This is a genomic window from Polaribacter pectinis, from assembly GCF_014352875.1.
Classification (GTDB): Bacteria; Bacteroidota; Bacteroidia; order Flavobacteriales; family Flavobacteriaceae; genus Polaribacter; species Polaribacter pectinis.
Genome location: NZ_CP060695.1, coordinates 1,004,127 through 1,019,720, shown reverse-complemented (window position 1 = coordinate 1,019,720; position 15,594 = coordinate 1,004,127). Strand labels below are relative to the sequence as shown.

The following is a 15,594-nucleotide window of genomic DNA, read 5'->3' as shown; positions in this document are numbered from 1 at the left end:
ATCTATTAAAGAAAAGTGAAATTTATAATTTATAAGAATACTATTTATTTAAAGTATTTTGATTTTAATAAAAATGCTTTTTAAAATGGTATTCAACTTAAAGTTTACGAAATTTGTAAAAAATTATATAAAATGGATTCACATTTTGATTTATCTGTAAAAGAGATGAAAGATTATGGCTATAAAATAGTAGATATTATTGTAAGTCATTTTTCAGATATAGAAAAGAAAAAGCCTGTAATGAAAGCTTCTAGAGAAGAAATGGATGTTGTTTTCTTACAAGAAGCCCCAGAAAATGGAACTTCTGCAGATGAAGTTTTAAATTTTGTAATGAAAAATGTAATTCCAAATAGTGCTTTGTCTTCTCATCCAAAATCGTTTTCATTTGTTCCAGGGCCAAGTAATTTTATAAGTACTATGGCAGATTCGCTGGCAACTGGCTTTAATATTTTTTCTGGTGGATGGATAATTTCTCCTGCAGCAGCAGAATTAGAAATTGTTACCATTAATTGGTTGCTAAAAATGTTTAATTTTCCAGTTAGAAAAGGTGGAGGAATTTTTACTAGTGGTGGTTCTATGGCTAATTTAACGGCTTTAACAACTGCAAGAAGAATAAAATGTGGCGAAGATTTTTCGAAAGCAATTATCTATTTATCAGATCAAGCACATTCTTCGAATATAAAAGCGATTCGAGTTTTAGGTTTTAAGAAAGAACAAATAAGAATTATTCCAACTGATATTGAGTTCAAATTTAGCATCAATAAATTAAAAAATGAGATAGCAAAAGATCGCTTAAATGGCAAACAACCTTTTTGTATAATTGCAACTGCAGGAACTACAAATACAGGAACAGTAGATCCTTTAGACACAATTGCAGATATTTGTGAAAAAGAAAATTTATGGATGCACATAGATGGCGCTTATGGCGCAGCTGCAATTCTCTCTAAAAAAGGAAGCAGAATTTTAAGAGGGATTGAACGTGCAGATTCTTTAACAGTAGACCCACATAAATGGTTTTTTCAACCTTATGAAATTGGTTGTTTATTAGTAAAAGATAAATCTTGGTTAAGCAATACCTTTAGCGAAAAACCAGAATATTTAAGAGATATAGAAGGAAATGAATCTGAAATTAATTTTTATGATTATGGAATTCAATTAACAAGAAGGTTTAGAGCTTTAAAATTGTATATGTCCATTAAAACGTATGGATTAAATACATTTAAAAAAGCAATTTCTTATAATATCGATTTAACAGAAGAAACAGAAGATTTGCTTCGAAAAAGTAAGAACTGGGAAATCGTTTCGCCAGCAACTTTAGCAATTATTAATTTTAGATATAATCCTTTAGATATTCAATTATCGGAAAAAGAGTTAGATACTTTAAACCAAGAAATTTCTAGTAGAGTAGTGGCTTCTAAAGAATCATTTTTGGTAACTACAGTTTTACAAAACCAAGTGGTTATTAGAATGTGTTTAATCAACCCAAAAACAACAATAAAACATATAAAAGATACATTAAACCAGTGTGATGTTTTCGCTAAAGAAGTTCTTTTGGAGTGGGATAAGTAGGTTTTAAATTCATAATGAATATGCCTAAAAGACTAATTGGTATTAGTGAAGAAACAATCATTAAAATCGTATAATAATTATTAATAATGCTTAATTGTTGCCAATTGCAAAAACCTTTGTAGAAGATTAAAATTTCTGAAACAATAAACCCAGTTAGGTAAATTTTAACCCAGAATTTCGACAATTTTAAAAGTTTGAAATAGTTTAAGAAAGCAAATAAAGACAAACTTACAACTCCTAAAAAAGTAAGGTGTAAATACCCAATTACAAAATCTGTTATTTGTGAAACTAATATAGCAAAATAAGGAATTGCAGTTAAGAATTGTAGGATAATTTTGAAAGCAAATAGGAAGTATACAAATTGTAATAATGTATATGTAAAAGGTTTTGTTCTTTGAAAAAATTCAGCTTTACTATTTTTCAAAATTTGATGAAATTTAATTAAAGCTATTACTTGAATTAAAGCTCCAATAAACCCTAAAATATAAATAAATATTGATGGTTTTATCCAAAGAAAAGATAAACACAAAGTAAGGCAACAGCTAACAATCATCAACTTATAAAAAAGGAAATTGTTTTTTTTATTAATGTTGATTTTATTCTTTTCTAAAATGAAAAATAAAATCCCTAAAACACAAAAGATAAACCATCCATTATATTGAAAATGCAAGTAGAAATAAATAGCGTTTTTATACCAATGAGAAGTACTTCCTAAAGTACTCATAATAATTCCTAAAGCCCACGGTCCAATACTAGATAGCACCATAAATAGGAGGGAAGTATTTATAAATTTGTAGGAATAATTGGTTTTATCACAAGTATTGTGTTTTCTAAAAAAGAAATAAAACCAGTAAGAACAAATCAAAAATAATGTTGAAAAAATAATAGAAAATAACGCATAACCAGTAATTGGAAAACTAACCAACATTCCTAAAATAGTAATTTGTGTACACCAGAATAAAATTGAATATTTCTTCTGAACTTCTTTTTTAATAAAAAGATGATAAATCAAAGAAGTTAAACCCACGTAAACCCAACCCAATAAAGCTACATGAGAATGTGTATGTACAATATATTTGTAAGTAGCACTTACTTCAGTTACAGGAAATAGGCGCAATAAAACACCTAAACTTCCAGCAATTAAAAAATAGAAAAGTGCTATTAAAACTTGTTTTTTTATTGAGATCATTTTATAATTTCAGATAGATTGTTGTTTTTAGAATATTCAATTGCCATCTCTAAAATTGTTTTAGTTTTCAGTTTTTTTACTAATTTTTCTTTAAAAGGAGCGTATAAATAATGTACAACACAAGGGTTTTCTTCATTACATTCATGTTGCCCCAAATAACATTGATTAAATTTATCTATATCATCTATGCATTCTATAATATCATAAATTGTATTTTTTTCATTGATTTCTGATAAATAAAAACCTCCATTAGGTCCTTTTACAGAAGATACAATTCCTTTTTTAGTTAGTTCTTGTATTACTTTAGCTAAAAAAGGTGCAGGAATATTTAATTTTTCTGCAACCTCTTTTGAACTTATTTTATTGCTTATAGAAGCTGTATTAGTTAAATATAATACTGCTGAAATGGCATATTTACTTGCTTTTGATAACATAGAATTTATTTTTACAAAAATATAAAGATAAAATTATCTTTTTATATGATAATTGTCATATTTCACAATTTAAAAGAATCTTAAATTTGTTTTATAAAAGATAAAAAGGTCTTTTTATTTTAAATTAACTAAAAACAAAAATAAATGAAACTATTTAAAATGGCTTCTTTACTAATTATTACAAGCTTAATAATAGTAAGTTGTAAAAGTGAAGATAAAAAAGAAATGGCAAGTATAAATACAGCAGATATTTATATACAAGGAACCATGGATGCAGAATTGACTTCTCCACCTTATGTTCCTGCGCCAGTAGGAAATAGAACTGCAAAAAAACTATTAGTAAATATGGAAATTCTTGAAAAAGAAGGAACCATGTCTGATGGTGTGCAATATGTTTATTGGACTTTTGGAGGTTCTGTACCAGGAAGTTTTATAAGAACTAGAGTAGGAGATTTAGTAGAGTTTACGTTATCTAATCACCCAGATAATAAATTACCACATAATATAGATTTACACGCTGTAACTGGCCCAGGAGGTGGAGCAGAATCTTCTTTTGTAGCGCCAGGCCATAAAAAAACGTTTTCGTTTAAAACTTTAAATCCTGGTTTATATGTATATCATTGTGCAACTGCACCTGTAGGAATGCATATTGCAAACGGAATGTATGGTTTAATTTTAGTAGAACCAGAAGGTGGTTTGCCAAAAGTTGATAAAGAATATTACATTATGCAAGGAGATTTTTACACAAAAGGAGCTACTGGGGAAAAAGGTTTACAGCCTTTCGATATGACAAAAGCTGTAAAAGAAGATGCAGATTATGTAGTTTTTAACGGAAAAGTAGGAGCCTTAACTGGTGACAATGCAATTACAGCAAATGTTGGCGAAACTGTACGTTTATATGTTGGTAATGGTGGGCCAAATTTAACTTCTTCATTTCATGTTATTGGTGAGATTTTCGATAATGTACATGTAGAAGGTGGAGATTTAATCAATAAAAATGTTCAAACTACTTCTATTCCTGCAGGTGGAGCAGCAATTGTAGATTTTAAAGTTGATGTTCCTGGGACATTTATTTTAGTAGATCACGCAATCTTTAGAGCATTTAACAAAGGTGCTTTAGGAATGTTAAAAGTAACAGGAGAAGAAAAAAAGGATTTATATTCTGGTATTAAACAAGAAGGTATTTATCACCCAGAAGGAAGCACAATTCAAACAATGCCAGAATCTAAAGAAAAAAAGAAAGAAGCTGTTTCAACCAAAGATAAAACATTGGCACAAAAGATTGCAGATGGAAAACAAGTGTACATGAAAACATGTTTTGCTTGTCATCAAGCAGAAGGACAAGGAATACCAAATGCTTTTCCTCCTTTGGCAAAATCAGATTATTTAAATGCTGATGTAAAAAGAGCTATAGGTATTGTGTTGCATGGAAAAACAGGAGAAATTACTGTAAATGGAAAAAAATATAACAGTATAATGACTAAACAGACCTTAACGGATGAAGAAGTTGCAGATGTTATGACTTACGTTTACAATTCTTGGGGCAATAACAAAACCAATGTTAGCGTAAAAACGGTTAAAGAAGTTAAAAATAAATAAGCATGAAAACTATTTTAAGATTGACAATTTGTGTGCTGTTTTTAAATTCAATTATAACAAATTGTCAATCTAAAATGGTACCAATAAAAGGAGGAGAATACATTCCTTTATATGGTAGAGACTCTATGAAAGTTTCTATTGATAATTTTTTGATGGATGTATACCCTGTTACCAATAAAGAGTATTTAGCGTTTGTAAAAAAGCAACCAAAATGGCAAAGAAGTAAAGCTATTAAATTATTTGTTGATGCAAGTTATTTAAGAGATTGGAAAACGGACACAATTCTAAATCATAATCAAAAATCGAATTCTCCTATTACAAATATCTCTTGGTTTGCAGCCAAAAGTTATTGTGAAAATCAAGGAAAAAGATTGCCAACTGTAGATGAATGGGAATATGTTGCAATGGCTAACAAAAAAATGCCAGATGCAAGAAAATTGAAAGAGTATAATGCCTTTATTTTAAGTTGGTATGAAAAACCAAAAACATTCAATCAAACAATTGGTTCTACTTTTAAAAATTATTGGCGAGTTTATGATTTACATGGTTTAGTTTGGGAGTGGACTTCAGATTTTAATTCGGTTTTAATTACGGGAGAATCGAGAAAAGATGTAGATACAGATAGTAATTTGTTCTGTGGAAGTGCAGCTGTAAATGCAACAGATTTAATGAATTATGCAGCATTTATGCGTTATGCAATTAGAGGAAGTTTAAAAGCGAAATATACAATGAAAAACCTCGGTTTTAGATGTGTAAAAGATGATAAATAAAAGAAAAATGAAACAGATAATAAAAATAATATTTTTTGTAACAGTTACATTATTAGTTTCTTGTGATAAAAAAGAAACAAAAAAAGTAGTTGAAATTGGTTTTCAATGTCCAATGAAATGTGAAGGCGAAAAAGTTTATGGAGAAAAAGGTTCTTGTCCAATTTGTAAAATGGATTTAAGACCAAATTCAAAATTATTAGAAAAAAATAAAAAGATTTTAAGTGATAAAATTTCAGAAGAATCAATTTTTAACCTAACTTCTAAATGGAATACAGAAGAAGGAAAAACTATCCAATTAAAAGAACTAAAAGGAAAAACTTTGGTCATGGTAATGATTTACACAACTTGTAAAGCTGCTTGCCCAAGATTATCTGCAGATATGAGAAATATTAAAGACAAAATTCCGAAAGAATTAAACGAAGATGTTCAGTATGTTTTGGTAAGTATAGATCCAGAAACAGATACGCCAAAAAGATTGAAAGAGTTTGCCATAGAAAATTATATGGATGGTAATGAATGGACGCTTTTACAAGGAACAGAGAGTGGTGTTAGAGAATTTGCGAATGTTTTATCCGTAAAATATAAAGAAATATCTCCTTTAGATTTTTCACATTCTAATATAATTAGTGTTTTTAACCCACAAGGAGAATTGGTGCATCAGCAAGAAGGTTTGGGGGTAAATAATAAAGAAACCATCGAAAAAATTATGGAAACAGTAAATAATCAATAGATGTTTATGAAAGAGATAGAAACAAGAGAAGATATTTCGCTATTAGTAAACATATTTTATTCTAAAATAAGAAAAGATGATTTGTTGGGACCTATTTTCAACAGTCATATTCCTGAAGAAAGATGGCCAGAACATTTAGAGAAACTAACAGATTTCTGGGAAACCAATCTTTTTGGAATTGCTAAATTTAAAGGAAACCCAACACAGAAACATTTAAATGTAGATAGAAACTTAAACCACAATACAAGTCAAGAACATTTTGGACGGTGGTTACAAATTTGGTTTCAAACTATAGACGAACATTTTGAAGGGTTATTAGCAAACAAAGCAAAAGAAGCATCTAGAAGAATGGCTCATGGACAGTTTATGGCGATTTTTAATCATCGTTAACATAAAAATAATTATCAAAAATCATAAAAATGAAAACAGCAGATATATTTAATGAATTAGAATTTAACAAAGAAAAACCTTTAATAAAAGTATTGTTCGAAACTTCATTTACAAAAGAAATAAGAATTGCAATGCATAAAGGAACAGAGATGAAAAAGCACAAAACATCTTACCCAATTGTTGTTGAAATTGTGAATGGAAATATAGATTTTGGTGTAGAAAATGAAGTTTTAAATCTTCAAAAAGGAAATTTAATAAGCTTAGATAGTAATGTTCCTCATGACTTAAAAGCAAAAGAAGATAGTGTTATACGATTGACATTAACAAAAAATGACGAAACAAGTAGGGTTAAAAAAGTAATTGAATAATAATTTATTTCAATTAGGAATATAAATTACCACAATAGTATAAAATAGAGTAGTGGCTACAAATAATATTTAAAATATTTTTTAGTTAGTTTTTTAATAGAAAAAGCATCATTTAATGAATTAAATGATGCTTTTTTGCAAATTCTTATTTTATAAATATTACCTATTAATTGTCTGTTTTCTATCTGGACCAACAGAAACAATAGATACAGGAACTCCAGTTTCTTTTTCAATAAAAGCAACATAGTCTAATAAATTCTTTGGTAATTGATCTGCAGAAGTCATTTTTGTTAAATCTTCATCCCAACCTTTAAATTCAGAATAATTTACAGAAACATTTTCAGGCTCAATATTATATGGTAAATGAGAAATTTCTTCTCCTTTATAATTGTAAGAAGTACATACTTTTAAAGTATCAAAACCAGAAAGAACATCTCCTTTCATCATCATTAATTGAGTAACACCATTTACATCTACAGCGTATTTTAAGGCAACTAGATCTAACCAACCACATCTTCTTGGTCTTCCTGTTGTAGCTCCAAATTCATGACCAATTCTTGCCATATCTTCACCATCTTTGTCAAATAATTCAGTTGGAAATGGTCCAGAACCAACACGTGTTGTGTAAGCTTTAAAAATTCCAAAAACTTCACCAATTCTGTTTGGCGCAACACCTAAACCTGTACAAGCACCTGCAGCTGTTGTATTAGATGAAGTTACAAATGGGTATGTTCCAAAATCAATATCTAATAAAGATCCTTGTGCGCCTTCAGCTAAAATTGTCTTTTTATCTTTTATAGCCTGATTTAAAAACTCTTCGCTATCAATAAATTGTAATGTTTTTAATTTATCTATTCCTTTTCTAAATTCAGCTTCTAGCTCTTTTAAATCATATTCAATTTTTACATCAAAAAAAGCTAACATTTTTAAATGCTTTTCTGTTAAAGCATCATATTTTTCTTTCCAGTTTTCTAATTCTAAATCTCCAACTCTCATTCCGTTTCTACCGGTTTTGTCCATATAAGTTGGGCCAATTCCTTTTAAAGTAGAACCAATTTTTGCTTTTCCTTTAGAAGTTTCTGAAGCTGCATCTAATAATCTGTGTGTTGGTAAAATTAAATGTGCTTTTCTAGATATTAATAATTTAGAGGTATAATCGATGTTATGTTTGTCTAAATTTTCTAGTTCTTTTTTAAAGATAACTGGGTCAATTACAACTCCATTTCCAACAACATTTAATGCTGTTTTGTGAAAAATTCCAGAAGGAATTGTGTGTAAAACGTGTTTAAATCCATCAAAAATTAATGTATGTCCAGCATTTGGGCCACCTTGAAAGCGAGCAATGATGTCATATTTTGATGTAAGTACATCTACAATTTTACCTTTTCCTTCATCTCCCCATTGTAATCCTAGTAATAAATCTACAGCCATTAGTTGTGTTAATTTGTTGTTTGTGTTGTTGTATTGTTAATTAAGATTTGTTCTTTTTTGTTCCATAAAAATAAAGTGAATGATTATGAATATCAATATCAAAAACTTCTTCTATGGTTTTTTTTATAATTTGTATTCTTGGATCGCAAAACTCTTTTACTTCACCAGAATCTGTAAAAATTACATGATCGTGATTTTTATCGAAATAACTTTTTTCATAACGTGCCATAGATTGCCCATCGAATTGATGTTTTCTTACCAAACCGCAATCTTGCAATAAATCTATAGTATTGTACAAAGTAGCTCGACTTACACGATAATTCTTGTTTTTCATTTTAATATAGAGAGATTCTATATCGAAATGTTCTTCTGCTGCGTATATTTCTTGAAGTATAGCGTAACGTTCAGGAGTTTTTCTGTGTTTGTTTTCTTCTAGATAAGTAGTAAAAACTTTTTTAACTATTTCTTGATTTTCAAGAGAATTACTCATGGATTTCATTTTTACGAAAAAACAAATTTACAGTTATTTCTTAATAAAAAAGACTTTTTGAAAGAATGATATTTACAAAGTATTAACACGTTCTACTTTTCTTACTCCTTCTACTTTTTTTATGCTTATTAAAAGTTTGTTTAATTGAGAGCTATTTTTAACGCTTAAGCTTATTTTTCCTTCAAAAACACCTTCATCTCCAGCTATATTTATACTGTTAATAAAAACTCCCATATTATTAGAAATAATTTTAGTTACATTATTTATAATTCCTTTATTGTCTACACCACTTATTTTTAAAATTGCTTTAAAATCTTGTTTTGTAGAATCTATCCATTTAGCTTGCATAATTCTATATGCGTAGTTAGATTGTAAAGAAATTGCATTTGGGCAATTCATCTTATGCACTTTAATACCGTCATTAATTGTTAAAAAACCAAAAACTTTATCTCCAGGAATAGGATTACAACATTTAGAAAGTTTGTAATCTAATTTTTCTTCTTCTTTTCCAAAAACTAACGCATCATATTTGTTAGTAACTTCATCTGTTTCTGGAGAATCTTTACCAGTAGGACTTCTTCTTAACTTGGTTTTAAAGAAGTTTAAAATTGTGCTATTTCTTTGAGAAACAAAAGCTTTTAGTTGTGTATTATCTATTGCACCGTTACCAAACCTATAAAATAAATCGAAACTTGTTTTTAACTTAAAATAATTAACTAATTCATTAGTTGTTTTTTCATTAAAAGGAATTTTTAAATGACGAAGTTTGCGTAACAACGCTGCTTTTCCTTCTTCTGCAATTAACTTTTCTTCTTCTTTTAAAGCAGCTCTAATTTTTGTTTTTGCTCTAGCCGTAATTACAAAATCTAACCATCTAGAGTTTGGTTTATTGGTAGAACTTGTAATAACTTCTATCTGATCTCCACTTTTTAAAGTATAGCTTAAAGGAACTAATTTTCCGTTTACTTTTGCTCCTCTGCATTTTAATCCAACATCTGTATGTATTGTAAATGCAAAATCTAATGCAGATGCATCTTTTGGTAAAGATTTTAATTCTCCTTTTGGAGTAAAAACATAAATTTCTTTAGAGTATAAGTTTAATTTAAACTCTTCAACAAAATCCACAGCGTTTAAACTTTGGTTTTCTAAAGATTCTTTTAATCTATTTAACCAAGCTTCTAAACCACTTTCGTTTGTGTTTCCTTGTTTGTATTTAAAATGGGCAGCATATCCTTTTTCTGCAATTTCATTCATTCTTTTAGAACGAATTTGAACTTCTACCCATTGTGCTTTTGGGCCAACAACAGTTATATGTAACGCTTCATAACCTGTAGATTTAGGTTGAGAAATCCAATCTCTTAATCGAGTTGGATTCGGTTTAAAGTAATCTGTTACAATGGTATAAATTTTCCAAGCATCAAATTTATCGTCATCTGAAGTAGGTGAGTAGATAATTCTAATAGCATATTTGTCATATACTTCATCAAAAGTAACATTCTGACTTCTCATTTTTCTTCTGATGGAGTAAATGGACTTAAAACGTCCTTTTATATCATAAGTAAAATTCTCTTTATCAAGACCTTTTTTTAAGGTTTCTGCAAAAGTTTCTAAATAACTTTGTTGCTCTTCTTTACTTTCTTTTATTTTAGTTACAATATCTGCATAAACTTCTGGTTCTGTATATTTTAAACCTAAATCTTCTAACTCTGTTTTAATGTTATACAACCCTAATCTATGTGCTAAAGGTGCATAAATATATAAAGTTTCAGACGCAATTTTAACCTGTTTATGAGGTGGCATTGCATCCATTGTTTGCATGTTATGTAACCTGTCTGCAATTTTTATTAAAATAACTCTTACATCATCATTTAATGTAAGCAACATTTTCCTGAAGTTTTCTGCCTGTATAGAGGCATCTTGCTCTTTATTTAAACGAGAAATTTTGGTTAAACCGTTTACAATTCTAGCAATAGTTTCTCCAAACAATTGCTCCATATCATCAATAGTATAATCAGTATCTTCTACAACATCATGTAACAGTGCAGCAGCAATAGAAACAGCACCTAAACCAATTTCCATAGCTACTATTTTAGCTACAGCTATTGGATGAAAAATATAAGGTTCTCCTGTTTTTCTTCTTTGTTTAGAGTGAGCATCTACAGCAATATCAAAAGCTTTTCTTATGAGTTCTTTATCTTCTTTAGATAAAACTTCATAAGTCCCCTTTAACAAATCTTTGTAACGATTTGCAATTTCTTTATTTTCTTCTTCTACAGTTGCTGTGTATTCCATGAATTATTGAAAATATTGATGTTTAAAATTCTAAAGTGAATTTAGGAATAAGAATTTTAACATACAAGAAATTACTTTTCTAAATTTTGAATTCTTTCTAATAAAGTTGGATGTGAATAGTGCATAAATACATATGCAGGATGTGGTGTTAAATTACTCAAACTATTTTTAGATAATTTTTTAAGGGAAGTAATTAATGGCTTTGCAGCAAAAGTTTCTTTAGCAAAATTATCTGCTTGGTATTCAAATTTTCTTGAAACATAATTCATAAATAGACCTGTAATTTCTGATATTGGTGAATACAAAATACCGAATGCAATTAAACCAATATGAAAACTTGGTATAGAAACACCCAAAGCTTGAGATAAAAGCGGCGAATTGATAAATAGGGATAAAATAAATAAGGTTAACCCAGTTAATAAAATTGAAGTAGTTAAATTAAAAATAATGTGTTTTCTTTTATAATGACCAACTTCATGTGCTAAAACGGCTACAATTTCGTCAGTTTCTAAATCATTAATTAAAGTATCGAACAACGTAATTCTTTTCTGTGAACCAAAACCAGAAAAATAAGCATTTGCTTTTGTAGATCGTTTAGAACCATCAATAACAAAAATATTATTTAATGTAAAGCCAACTTTTTGGGCATATTTTTCTATGGCAGATTTTAATTCTCCATCTTCTAAAGGTGTCTGTTTATTGAATAACGGGACAATTAATTTTGAATAAAACAGATTCATAAACAAAGAAAACACAGCAACTAAAACCCAAGCATAAACCCAAAAATTCTTTCCTGTAAGTTGATAAAACCAAATTATGAGTGATAAAATTCCACCACCAAGAATTATACTCATAAACCAACCTTTAATTTTATCTAACCAAAATATTTTTTTTGTTGATTTGTTAAACCCGAACTTTTCTTCAATAACAAAAGTTTTATAATAAGAGAAAGGTGTTGTTAAAATATCTGAACCTAGCATAATTATTCCGAAGAAAATGAGTGCAACCAAAATAGGATTATCAGTATAACTTCTTGCAAAATTGTCTACATATTTAAAACCATCAACAAAGAAAAAAAGAAGCGTTAAAATGATTGAAAATGTAGACGTTAAATTAGAAAACTTGTCATTTGTCTTTTTATAAGCTTGAGATTTTTTGTATTCGGTTTCATCATATACGTCTGCTAACTTTTCTGGTATTTCATCATTAAAATGTTTAGCATTTAATGTGTCTAGAATTTTATCAATAATAAAACTGATAACTAATATAGATATAAGAATATAAAAAAGCGTTGTAGGTTGCATTTTTCTAAAGTTTAGGAATAAAAATGGGTAATGTATGATGCGCTAAATTATATTTTTAAATGTTTAGAAGCAAGTTTAACTCCATTTCTTAAAGTTGTGTTAAACTCATTTATTTACGTAACTAATTAAAGATGTAGTCGTCATATAGTTGTAAATAAAAAATATAAAAATGAGTACAATAAATAATACAACAAAAGAGAATAGCAAGAATGATTCAACTGAAATTATTACTTCAAAAAGATACACTTGGAATACAAGAAGAAAATATAACTACAAATACATAACAACTGTATTTTAGTTAGTAATTAGTTAGTTTTTAATAGTTGATTAGGGTCAAAAGTTTAATAGCTTTTGGCCCTTATCAATTTAAAGAATTTAATTTTTTTCAGGTATTTTGTTACGTTCTATTTTACCTTTTTTGAGAGCTTTGTAGTTTTCATAACAATCTAAAACAGCTTCAATCATTTGTAAATCTGATGCTTTTTTAATAAAATATTCAGAGTAGTTACAATCTGTTAATAGTTCAGAAAGTTCTTGTCTATCCATATCTAGATATTCCATCATTACTTCTCTGTCAAACTTACCAGCTAACATTTTACGTAAATCGTCTTCTTTTTTTAATTTCTGAAGCTTTTTAAGTTGTTTAGGTTTTTTACCAAATAAATTATATAAGAAATCTACAGGCTGAAAAAGTGCTGCAATAGGAGAGGAGAAGTCTTTTCCTTTAGGTTTTCCAACTTCGTAAGTTTGTGGTAAACCATTAATTTTAATTCTGGTAAACCTATCTTTTGGAACTTGCTTTATATCAACTTCTAAAACACCAATTAATTTGGTAGATTTAATTACAACTTCTCTAATTTCTTCAGGTTTTTCATACAAAGCAATTAATAGTTCGTTTCCTTTTAATAAATCGTTGGTAACTTTTAATTTAATAGAAGCATAACCTAAATAAGAAACTAAAATTGTATCATTAACTCTAGTTGGTAGTTCAAAAAAACCTCTATCGTTTGTAATTGTACCTTGTACAGAGTTTAGGTTTAAAATATGTGCAGCACTTAATGCCTTTTTATTTTCACCATGAATAATTTGACCTTTTAGGTTTTTAACACTAATAGTATCATTTTGAGAAAAAGCGCTTATAGTAACCAATAAGCACAGAGTAAATAGTATTTTTTGCATTTGGCAAAAATAATAATAAAAGTACTTGTAAAGGTTAATTATTTGTGAAGAAGTAATAAAAAAGGAAAAATTAAAAAAGTGCGCACGAGAAGATTCGAACTTCCACGTTCTTGCGAACACAGCCCCCTCAAGGCTGCGCGTCTACCAATTTCGCCACGTGCGCTTTAGTTTAAAATAAAAAAAGTTAAGCGATTGCTTAACTTTTTTTTTGTGACCGGGCTGGGGCTCGAACCCAGGACCCTCTCCTTAAAAGGGAGATGCTCTACCAACTGAGCTACCAGGTCTTCTTCTTAAATCGAGTGCAAATATACTATCAATATTGAAAATATAACAATCATTTTGATTTTTTTTTTAAGATATTTGTAAAAAATAAATAAAGTGTGAAAATAGTTTTATTAGGATACATGGCTTCAGGAAAATCTACCATTGGGAAACAATTGGCTAAAAAGCTGTATCTCAATTTTATAGATTTAGATGATTATATAGAAGAGAAAGAAAAAATGAGTATTTCTACTATTTTTAAAGAAAAAGGAGAAATCTATTTTAGAAGAATAGAACACATTTATTTAAAAGAAATTCTAAATTCTGATGAAAAATTAGTGCTTTCTTTAGGTGGAGGAACACCATGTTATGCCAATAACATGGATTTTATAAACACTACAAACGCAATCTCTGTATATTTAAAAACAACCATAAAAACTTTAGTGGAGAGGCTTTTAAAAGAAAAAAGTAAAAGACCATTAGTTGCAAGTTTAGATAATGAAAAAATAACAGAATTTGTTGCAAAACATCTTTTTGAAAGAGGTTATTTTTATGAACAAGCTAATTTTACTTTACCAATAGATAATAAAACAATTAATAAAATTGTAACTGAAATTAGAATCTTGTTACATTAAATAAGCAATTGATTTATTTTTAGAAAATTCAACTTGTACATGTTCTTTTATAGAAGTTGATAGTGAAATTCCTTTAAAGTCTGCTTTTACTGGATATTTTTTATGATTTCTATTAACTAGTACAGCTGTTTTAAACCTTTTTAAAGGAACATCTAAAAAATGTTTAATTCCGTATATTAATGTAGTGCCAGAACTTAAAACATCATCTACCAAAACTAATGATTTGTTTTTATAATCATCAACATCAATTGAGGTAGTAATAGGTTTTAAAGGGTTTTTCTTATCAATTCTTACTTCACAAATAGTTACTTTTAATGTAGATATTTTAAGTAAAGTATCAACTAATTTTTCAGCGAAAATAGATCCATTACCAATAATACCAGCTATTACAACTTCTTTTTCGTTGCTGTTAGCTTCATATATTTGATAGGCAATTCTTTTAATCTTTTGCTCAATTTCTTTAGCATCTAAAATTACATTATTGGTAGTTGTCATATTTCTTCTGTTGTATCTTCTTGGTAATCGTCTATATCTCTTCTGTCTTTTTTGGTAGGTCTTCCTGTACCTTTTTTCCTGTAATAATCCTTTGCGAATTTAAGCATTTCGTTTTTCTCAAACGCTTCTTTTGGTGTAACATCTTTTCGATATTGGTCTACTAATTTGGCGCCAACTCTACTTTCAGGTAAATCTAAAACTTTTATTTGATAATTTATCTGGTTTTTTCTTACCAAAAGTAATTCGTTTCCAAAGACTTCTTTAGAAGGTTTTATACTAGTATTATCTATCTTTACTTGACCTTTTTTACAGGCTGTTGTTGCTAAACTTCTTGTTTTAAAAACGCGAATGCACCACAAATATTTATCAATTCTCATAAAAAAAGTTAAAATGTAACGTTTGTCTTTTTACAAAGGTATAAAAATGGTAAATTGCGCCTTCAAAATTTTAGTATTAAA

At 28.3% G+C, this 15,594-nt stretch carries 17 protein-coding genes and 2 tRNA genes; 8 read left to right on the top strand and 11 right to left on the bottom strand.

What is annotated here, in order from left to right; all coding sequences use genetic code 11:
• Nucleotides 1-132 precede the first annotated feature (132 nt).
• On the top strand, nt 133-1,569 hold the full coding sequence (locus H9W90_RS04840; protein ID WP_187483333.1) for a pyridoxal phosphate-dependent decarboxylase family protein: 1,437 nt from the start codon (nt 133-135) through the stop codon (nt 1,567-1,569).
• Here the strand turns inward: H9W90_RS04840 and H9W90_RS04835 are convergent.
• Both H9W90_RS04835 and H9W90_RS04830 read right to left on the bottom strand, forming a co-directional pair.
• A complete protein-coding gene (locus H9W90_RS04835; RefSeq protein WP_187483332.1) occupies nt 1,538-2,758 on the bottom strand; it encodes a hypothetical protein in 1,221 nt (406 codons plus the stop codon). The two genes, H9W90_RS04840 and H9W90_RS04835, sit on opposite strands and share 32 nt — an antisense overlap.
• Entirely contained in the window at nt 2,755-3,192 is a 438-nt protein-coding gene (locus H9W90_RS04830) for an RrF2 family transcriptional regulator (protein WP_187483331.1), read from the bottom strand. The genes H9W90_RS04835 and H9W90_RS04830 overlap by 4 nt, the downstream gene beginning before the upstream one ends.
• A 144-nt stretch (nt 3,193-3,336) precedes the next feature.
• Here H9W90_RS04830 and nirK point away from each other — a divergent pair, with 144 nt between their 5' ends.
• The 5 genes from nirK to H9W90_RS04805 are packed head-to-tail and all read left to right on the top strand — an operon-like array spanning nt 3,337 to nt 7,049.
• Nucleotides 3,337-4,791, top strand: a complete 1,455-nt coding sequence (nirK, locus tag H9W90_RS04825; protein WP_187483330.1) for a copper-containing nitrite reductase — start codon at nt 3,337-3,339, stop codon at nt 4,789-4,791.
• Nucleotides 4,792-4,793: 2 nt separating this feature from the next.
• On the top strand, nt 4,794-5,561 hold the full coding sequence (locus H9W90_RS04820) for a formylglycine-generating enzyme family protein (protein WP_187483329.1): 768 nt from the start codon (nt 4,794-4,796) through the stop codon (nt 5,559-5,561).
• Between the two features lie 7 nt (nt 5,562-5,568).
• Complete coding sequence (locus H9W90_RS04815) at nt 5,569-6,291, top strand: SCO family protein (protein ID WP_187483328.1); 723 nt, start codon at nt 5,569-5,571, stop codon at nt 6,289-6,291.
• Nucleotides 6,292-6,297: 6 nt separating this feature from the next.
• Nucleotides 6,298-6,681 (top strand): group III truncated hemoglobin, encoded by a 384-nt coding sequence (locus H9W90_RS04810; protein ID WP_187483327.1) that lies wholly within the window; start codon nt 6,298-6,300, stop codon nt 6,679-6,681.
• A 29-nt stretch (nt 6,682-6,710) separates the two neighbouring features.
• On the top strand, nt 6,711-7,049 hold the full coding sequence (locus H9W90_RS04805) for a cupin domain-containing protein (protein WP_187483326.1): 339 nt from the start codon (nt 6,711-6,713) through the stop codon (nt 7,047-7,049).
• 159 nt (nt 7,050-7,208) lie between these two features.
• Here the strand turns inward: H9W90_RS04805 and H9W90_RS04800 are convergent, their stop codons facing one another.
• The 4 genes from H9W90_RS04800 to H9W90_RS04785 form a co-directional block, all read right to left on the bottom strand.
• A complete protein-coding gene (locus H9W90_RS04800; RefSeq protein WP_187483325.1) occupies nt 7,209-8,480 on the bottom strand; it encodes an adenylosuccinate synthase in 1,272 nt (423 codons plus the stop codon).
• Nucleotides 8,481-8,520: 40 nt separating this feature from the next.
• Nucleotides 8,521-8,970: a Fur family transcriptional regulator gene (locus tag H9W90_RS04795; protein WP_187483324.1), complete on the bottom strand. Its 450-nt coding sequence runs from the start codon at nt 8,968-8,970 to the stop codon at nt 8,521-8,523.
• A 72-nt stretch (nt 8,971-9,042) separates the two neighbouring features.
• Entirely contained in the window at nt 9,043-11,262 is a 2,220-nt protein-coding gene (locus H9W90_RS04790) for a RelA/SpoT family protein (RefSeq protein WP_187483323.1), read from the bottom strand.
• Between the two features lie 71 nt (nt 11,263-11,333).
• Nucleotides 11,334-12,566, bottom strand: coding sequence for a M48 family metallopeptidase (locus H9W90_RS04785; protein WP_187483322.1), 1,233 nt, complete (start codon nt 12,564-12,566; stop codon nt 11,334-11,336).
• 169 nt (nt 12,567-12,735) lie between these two features.
• On the opposite strand from H9W90_RS04785, the gene H9W90_RS15480 reads away from it, so the two are divergent.
• Complete coding sequence (locus H9W90_RS15480; RefSeq protein ID WP_302849811.1) at nt 12,736-12,864, top strand: hypothetical protein; 129 nt, start codon at nt 12,736-12,738, stop codon at nt 12,862-12,864.
• A 77-nt stretch (nt 12,865-12,941) separates the two neighbouring features.
• On the opposite strand, the gene H9W90_RS04780 is transcribed toward H9W90_RS15480, so the two are convergent.
• From H9W90_RS04780 to H9W90_RS04770, 3 genes are all read right to left on the bottom strand, one after another.
• Nucleotides 12,942-13,745 carry a carboxypeptidase-like regulatory domain-containing protein gene (locus H9W90_RS04780; RefSeq protein WP_187483321.1) on the bottom strand — a complete coding sequence of 268 codons (804 nt, stop codon included), beginning with the start codon at nt 13,743-13,745 and terminating at the stop codon, nt 12,942-12,944.
• Between the two features lie 79 nt (nt 13,746-13,824).
• Nucleotides 13,825-13,908 (bottom strand) — tRNA-Leu (locus H9W90_RS04775).
• 48 nt (nt 13,909-13,956) lie between these two features.
• Nucleotides 13,957-14,029: transfer RNA gene (locus H9W90_RS04770), tRNA-Lys, on the bottom strand.
• Nucleotides 14,030-14,125: 96 nt separating this feature from the next.
• On the opposite strand from H9W90_RS04770, the gene H9W90_RS04765 reads away from it, so the two are divergent.
• Nucleotides 14,126-14,641: a shikimate kinase gene (locus tag H9W90_RS04765; RefSeq protein ID WP_187483320.1), complete on the top strand. Its 516-nt coding sequence runs from the start codon at nt 14,126-14,128 to the stop codon at nt 14,639-14,641.
• Here the strand turns inward: H9W90_RS04765 and H9W90_RS04760 are convergent.
• Complete coding sequence (locus H9W90_RS04760) at nt 14,633-15,136, bottom strand: phosphoribosyltransferase domain-containing protein (protein ID WP_187483319.1); 504 nt, start codon at nt 15,134-15,136, stop codon at nt 14,633-14,635. The two genes, H9W90_RS04765 and H9W90_RS04760, sit on opposite strands and share 9 nt — an antisense overlap.
• On the bottom strand, nt 15,133-15,513 hold the full coding sequence (locus tag H9W90_RS04755; protein ID WP_187483318.1) for an RNA-binding S4 domain-containing protein: 381 nt from the start codon (nt 15,511-15,513) through the stop codon (nt 15,133-15,135). The genes H9W90_RS04760 and H9W90_RS04755 overlap by 4 nt, the downstream gene beginning before the upstream one ends.
• Nucleotides 15,514-15,594: the final 81 nt, after the last annotated feature.

Bases quoted from the DNA above. Each gene is read 5' to 3' on its own strand.
- H9W90_RS04840 (WP_187483333.1), top strand. From the start codon at position 133: ATGGATTCACATTTTGATTTATCTGTAAAAGAGATGAAAGATTATGGC.
- H9W90_RS04835 (WP_187483332.1), bottom strand. From the start codon at position 2,758: ATGATCTCAATAAAAAAACAAGTTTTAATAGCACTTTTCTATTTTTTA.
- H9W90_RS04830 (WP_187483331.1), bottom strand. From the start codon at position 3,192: ATGTTATCAAAAGCAAGTAAATATGCCATTTCAGCAGTATTATATTTA.
- nirK (WP_187483330.1), top strand. From the start codon at position 3,337: ATGAAACTATTTAAAATGGCTTCTTTACTAATTATTACAAGCTTAATA.
- H9W90_RS04820 (WP_187483329.1), top strand. From the start codon at position 4,794: ATGAAAACTATTTTAAGATTGACAATTTGTGTGCTGTTTTTAAATTCA.
- H9W90_RS04815 (WP_187483328.1), top strand. From the start codon at position 5,569: ATGAAACAGATAATAAAAATAATATTTTTTGTAACAGTTACATTATTA.
- H9W90_RS04810 (WP_187483327.1), top strand. From the start codon at position 6,298: ATGAAAGAGATAGAAACAAGAGAAGATATTTCGCTATTAGTAAACATA.
- H9W90_RS04805 (WP_187483326.1), top strand. From the start codon at position 6,711: ATGAAAACAGCAGATATATTTAATGAATTAGAATTTAACAAAGAAAAA.
- H9W90_RS04800 (WP_187483325.1), bottom strand. From the start codon at position 8,480: ATGGCTGTAGATTTATTACTAGGATTACAATGGGGAGATGAAGGAAAA.
- H9W90_RS04795 (WP_187483324.1), bottom strand. From the start codon at position 8,970: ATGAGTAATTCTCTTGAAAATCAAGAAATAGTTAAAAAAGTTTTTACT.
- H9W90_RS04790 (WP_187483323.1), bottom strand. From the start codon at position 11,262: ATGGAATACACAGCAACTGTAGAAGAAGAAAATAAAGAAATTGCAAAT.
- H9W90_RS04785 (WP_187483322.1), bottom strand. From the start codon at position 12,566: ATGCAACCTACAACGCTTTTTTATATTCTTATATCTATATTAGTTATC.
- H9W90_RS15480 (WP_302849811.1), top strand. From the start codon at position 12,736: ATGAGTACAATAAATAATACAACAAAAGAGAATAGCAAGAATGATTCA.
- H9W90_RS04780 (WP_187483321.1), bottom strand. From the start codon at position 13,745: ATGCAAAAAATACTATTTACTCTGTGCTTATTGGTTACTATAAGCGCT.
- H9W90_RS04760 (WP_187483319.1), bottom strand. From the start codon at position 15,136: ATGACAACTACCAATAATGTAATTTTAGATGCTAAAGAAATTGAGCAA.
- H9W90_RS04755 (WP_187483318.1), bottom strand. From the start codon at position 15,513: ATGAGAATTGATAAATATTTGTGGTGCATTCGCGTTTTTAAAACAAGA.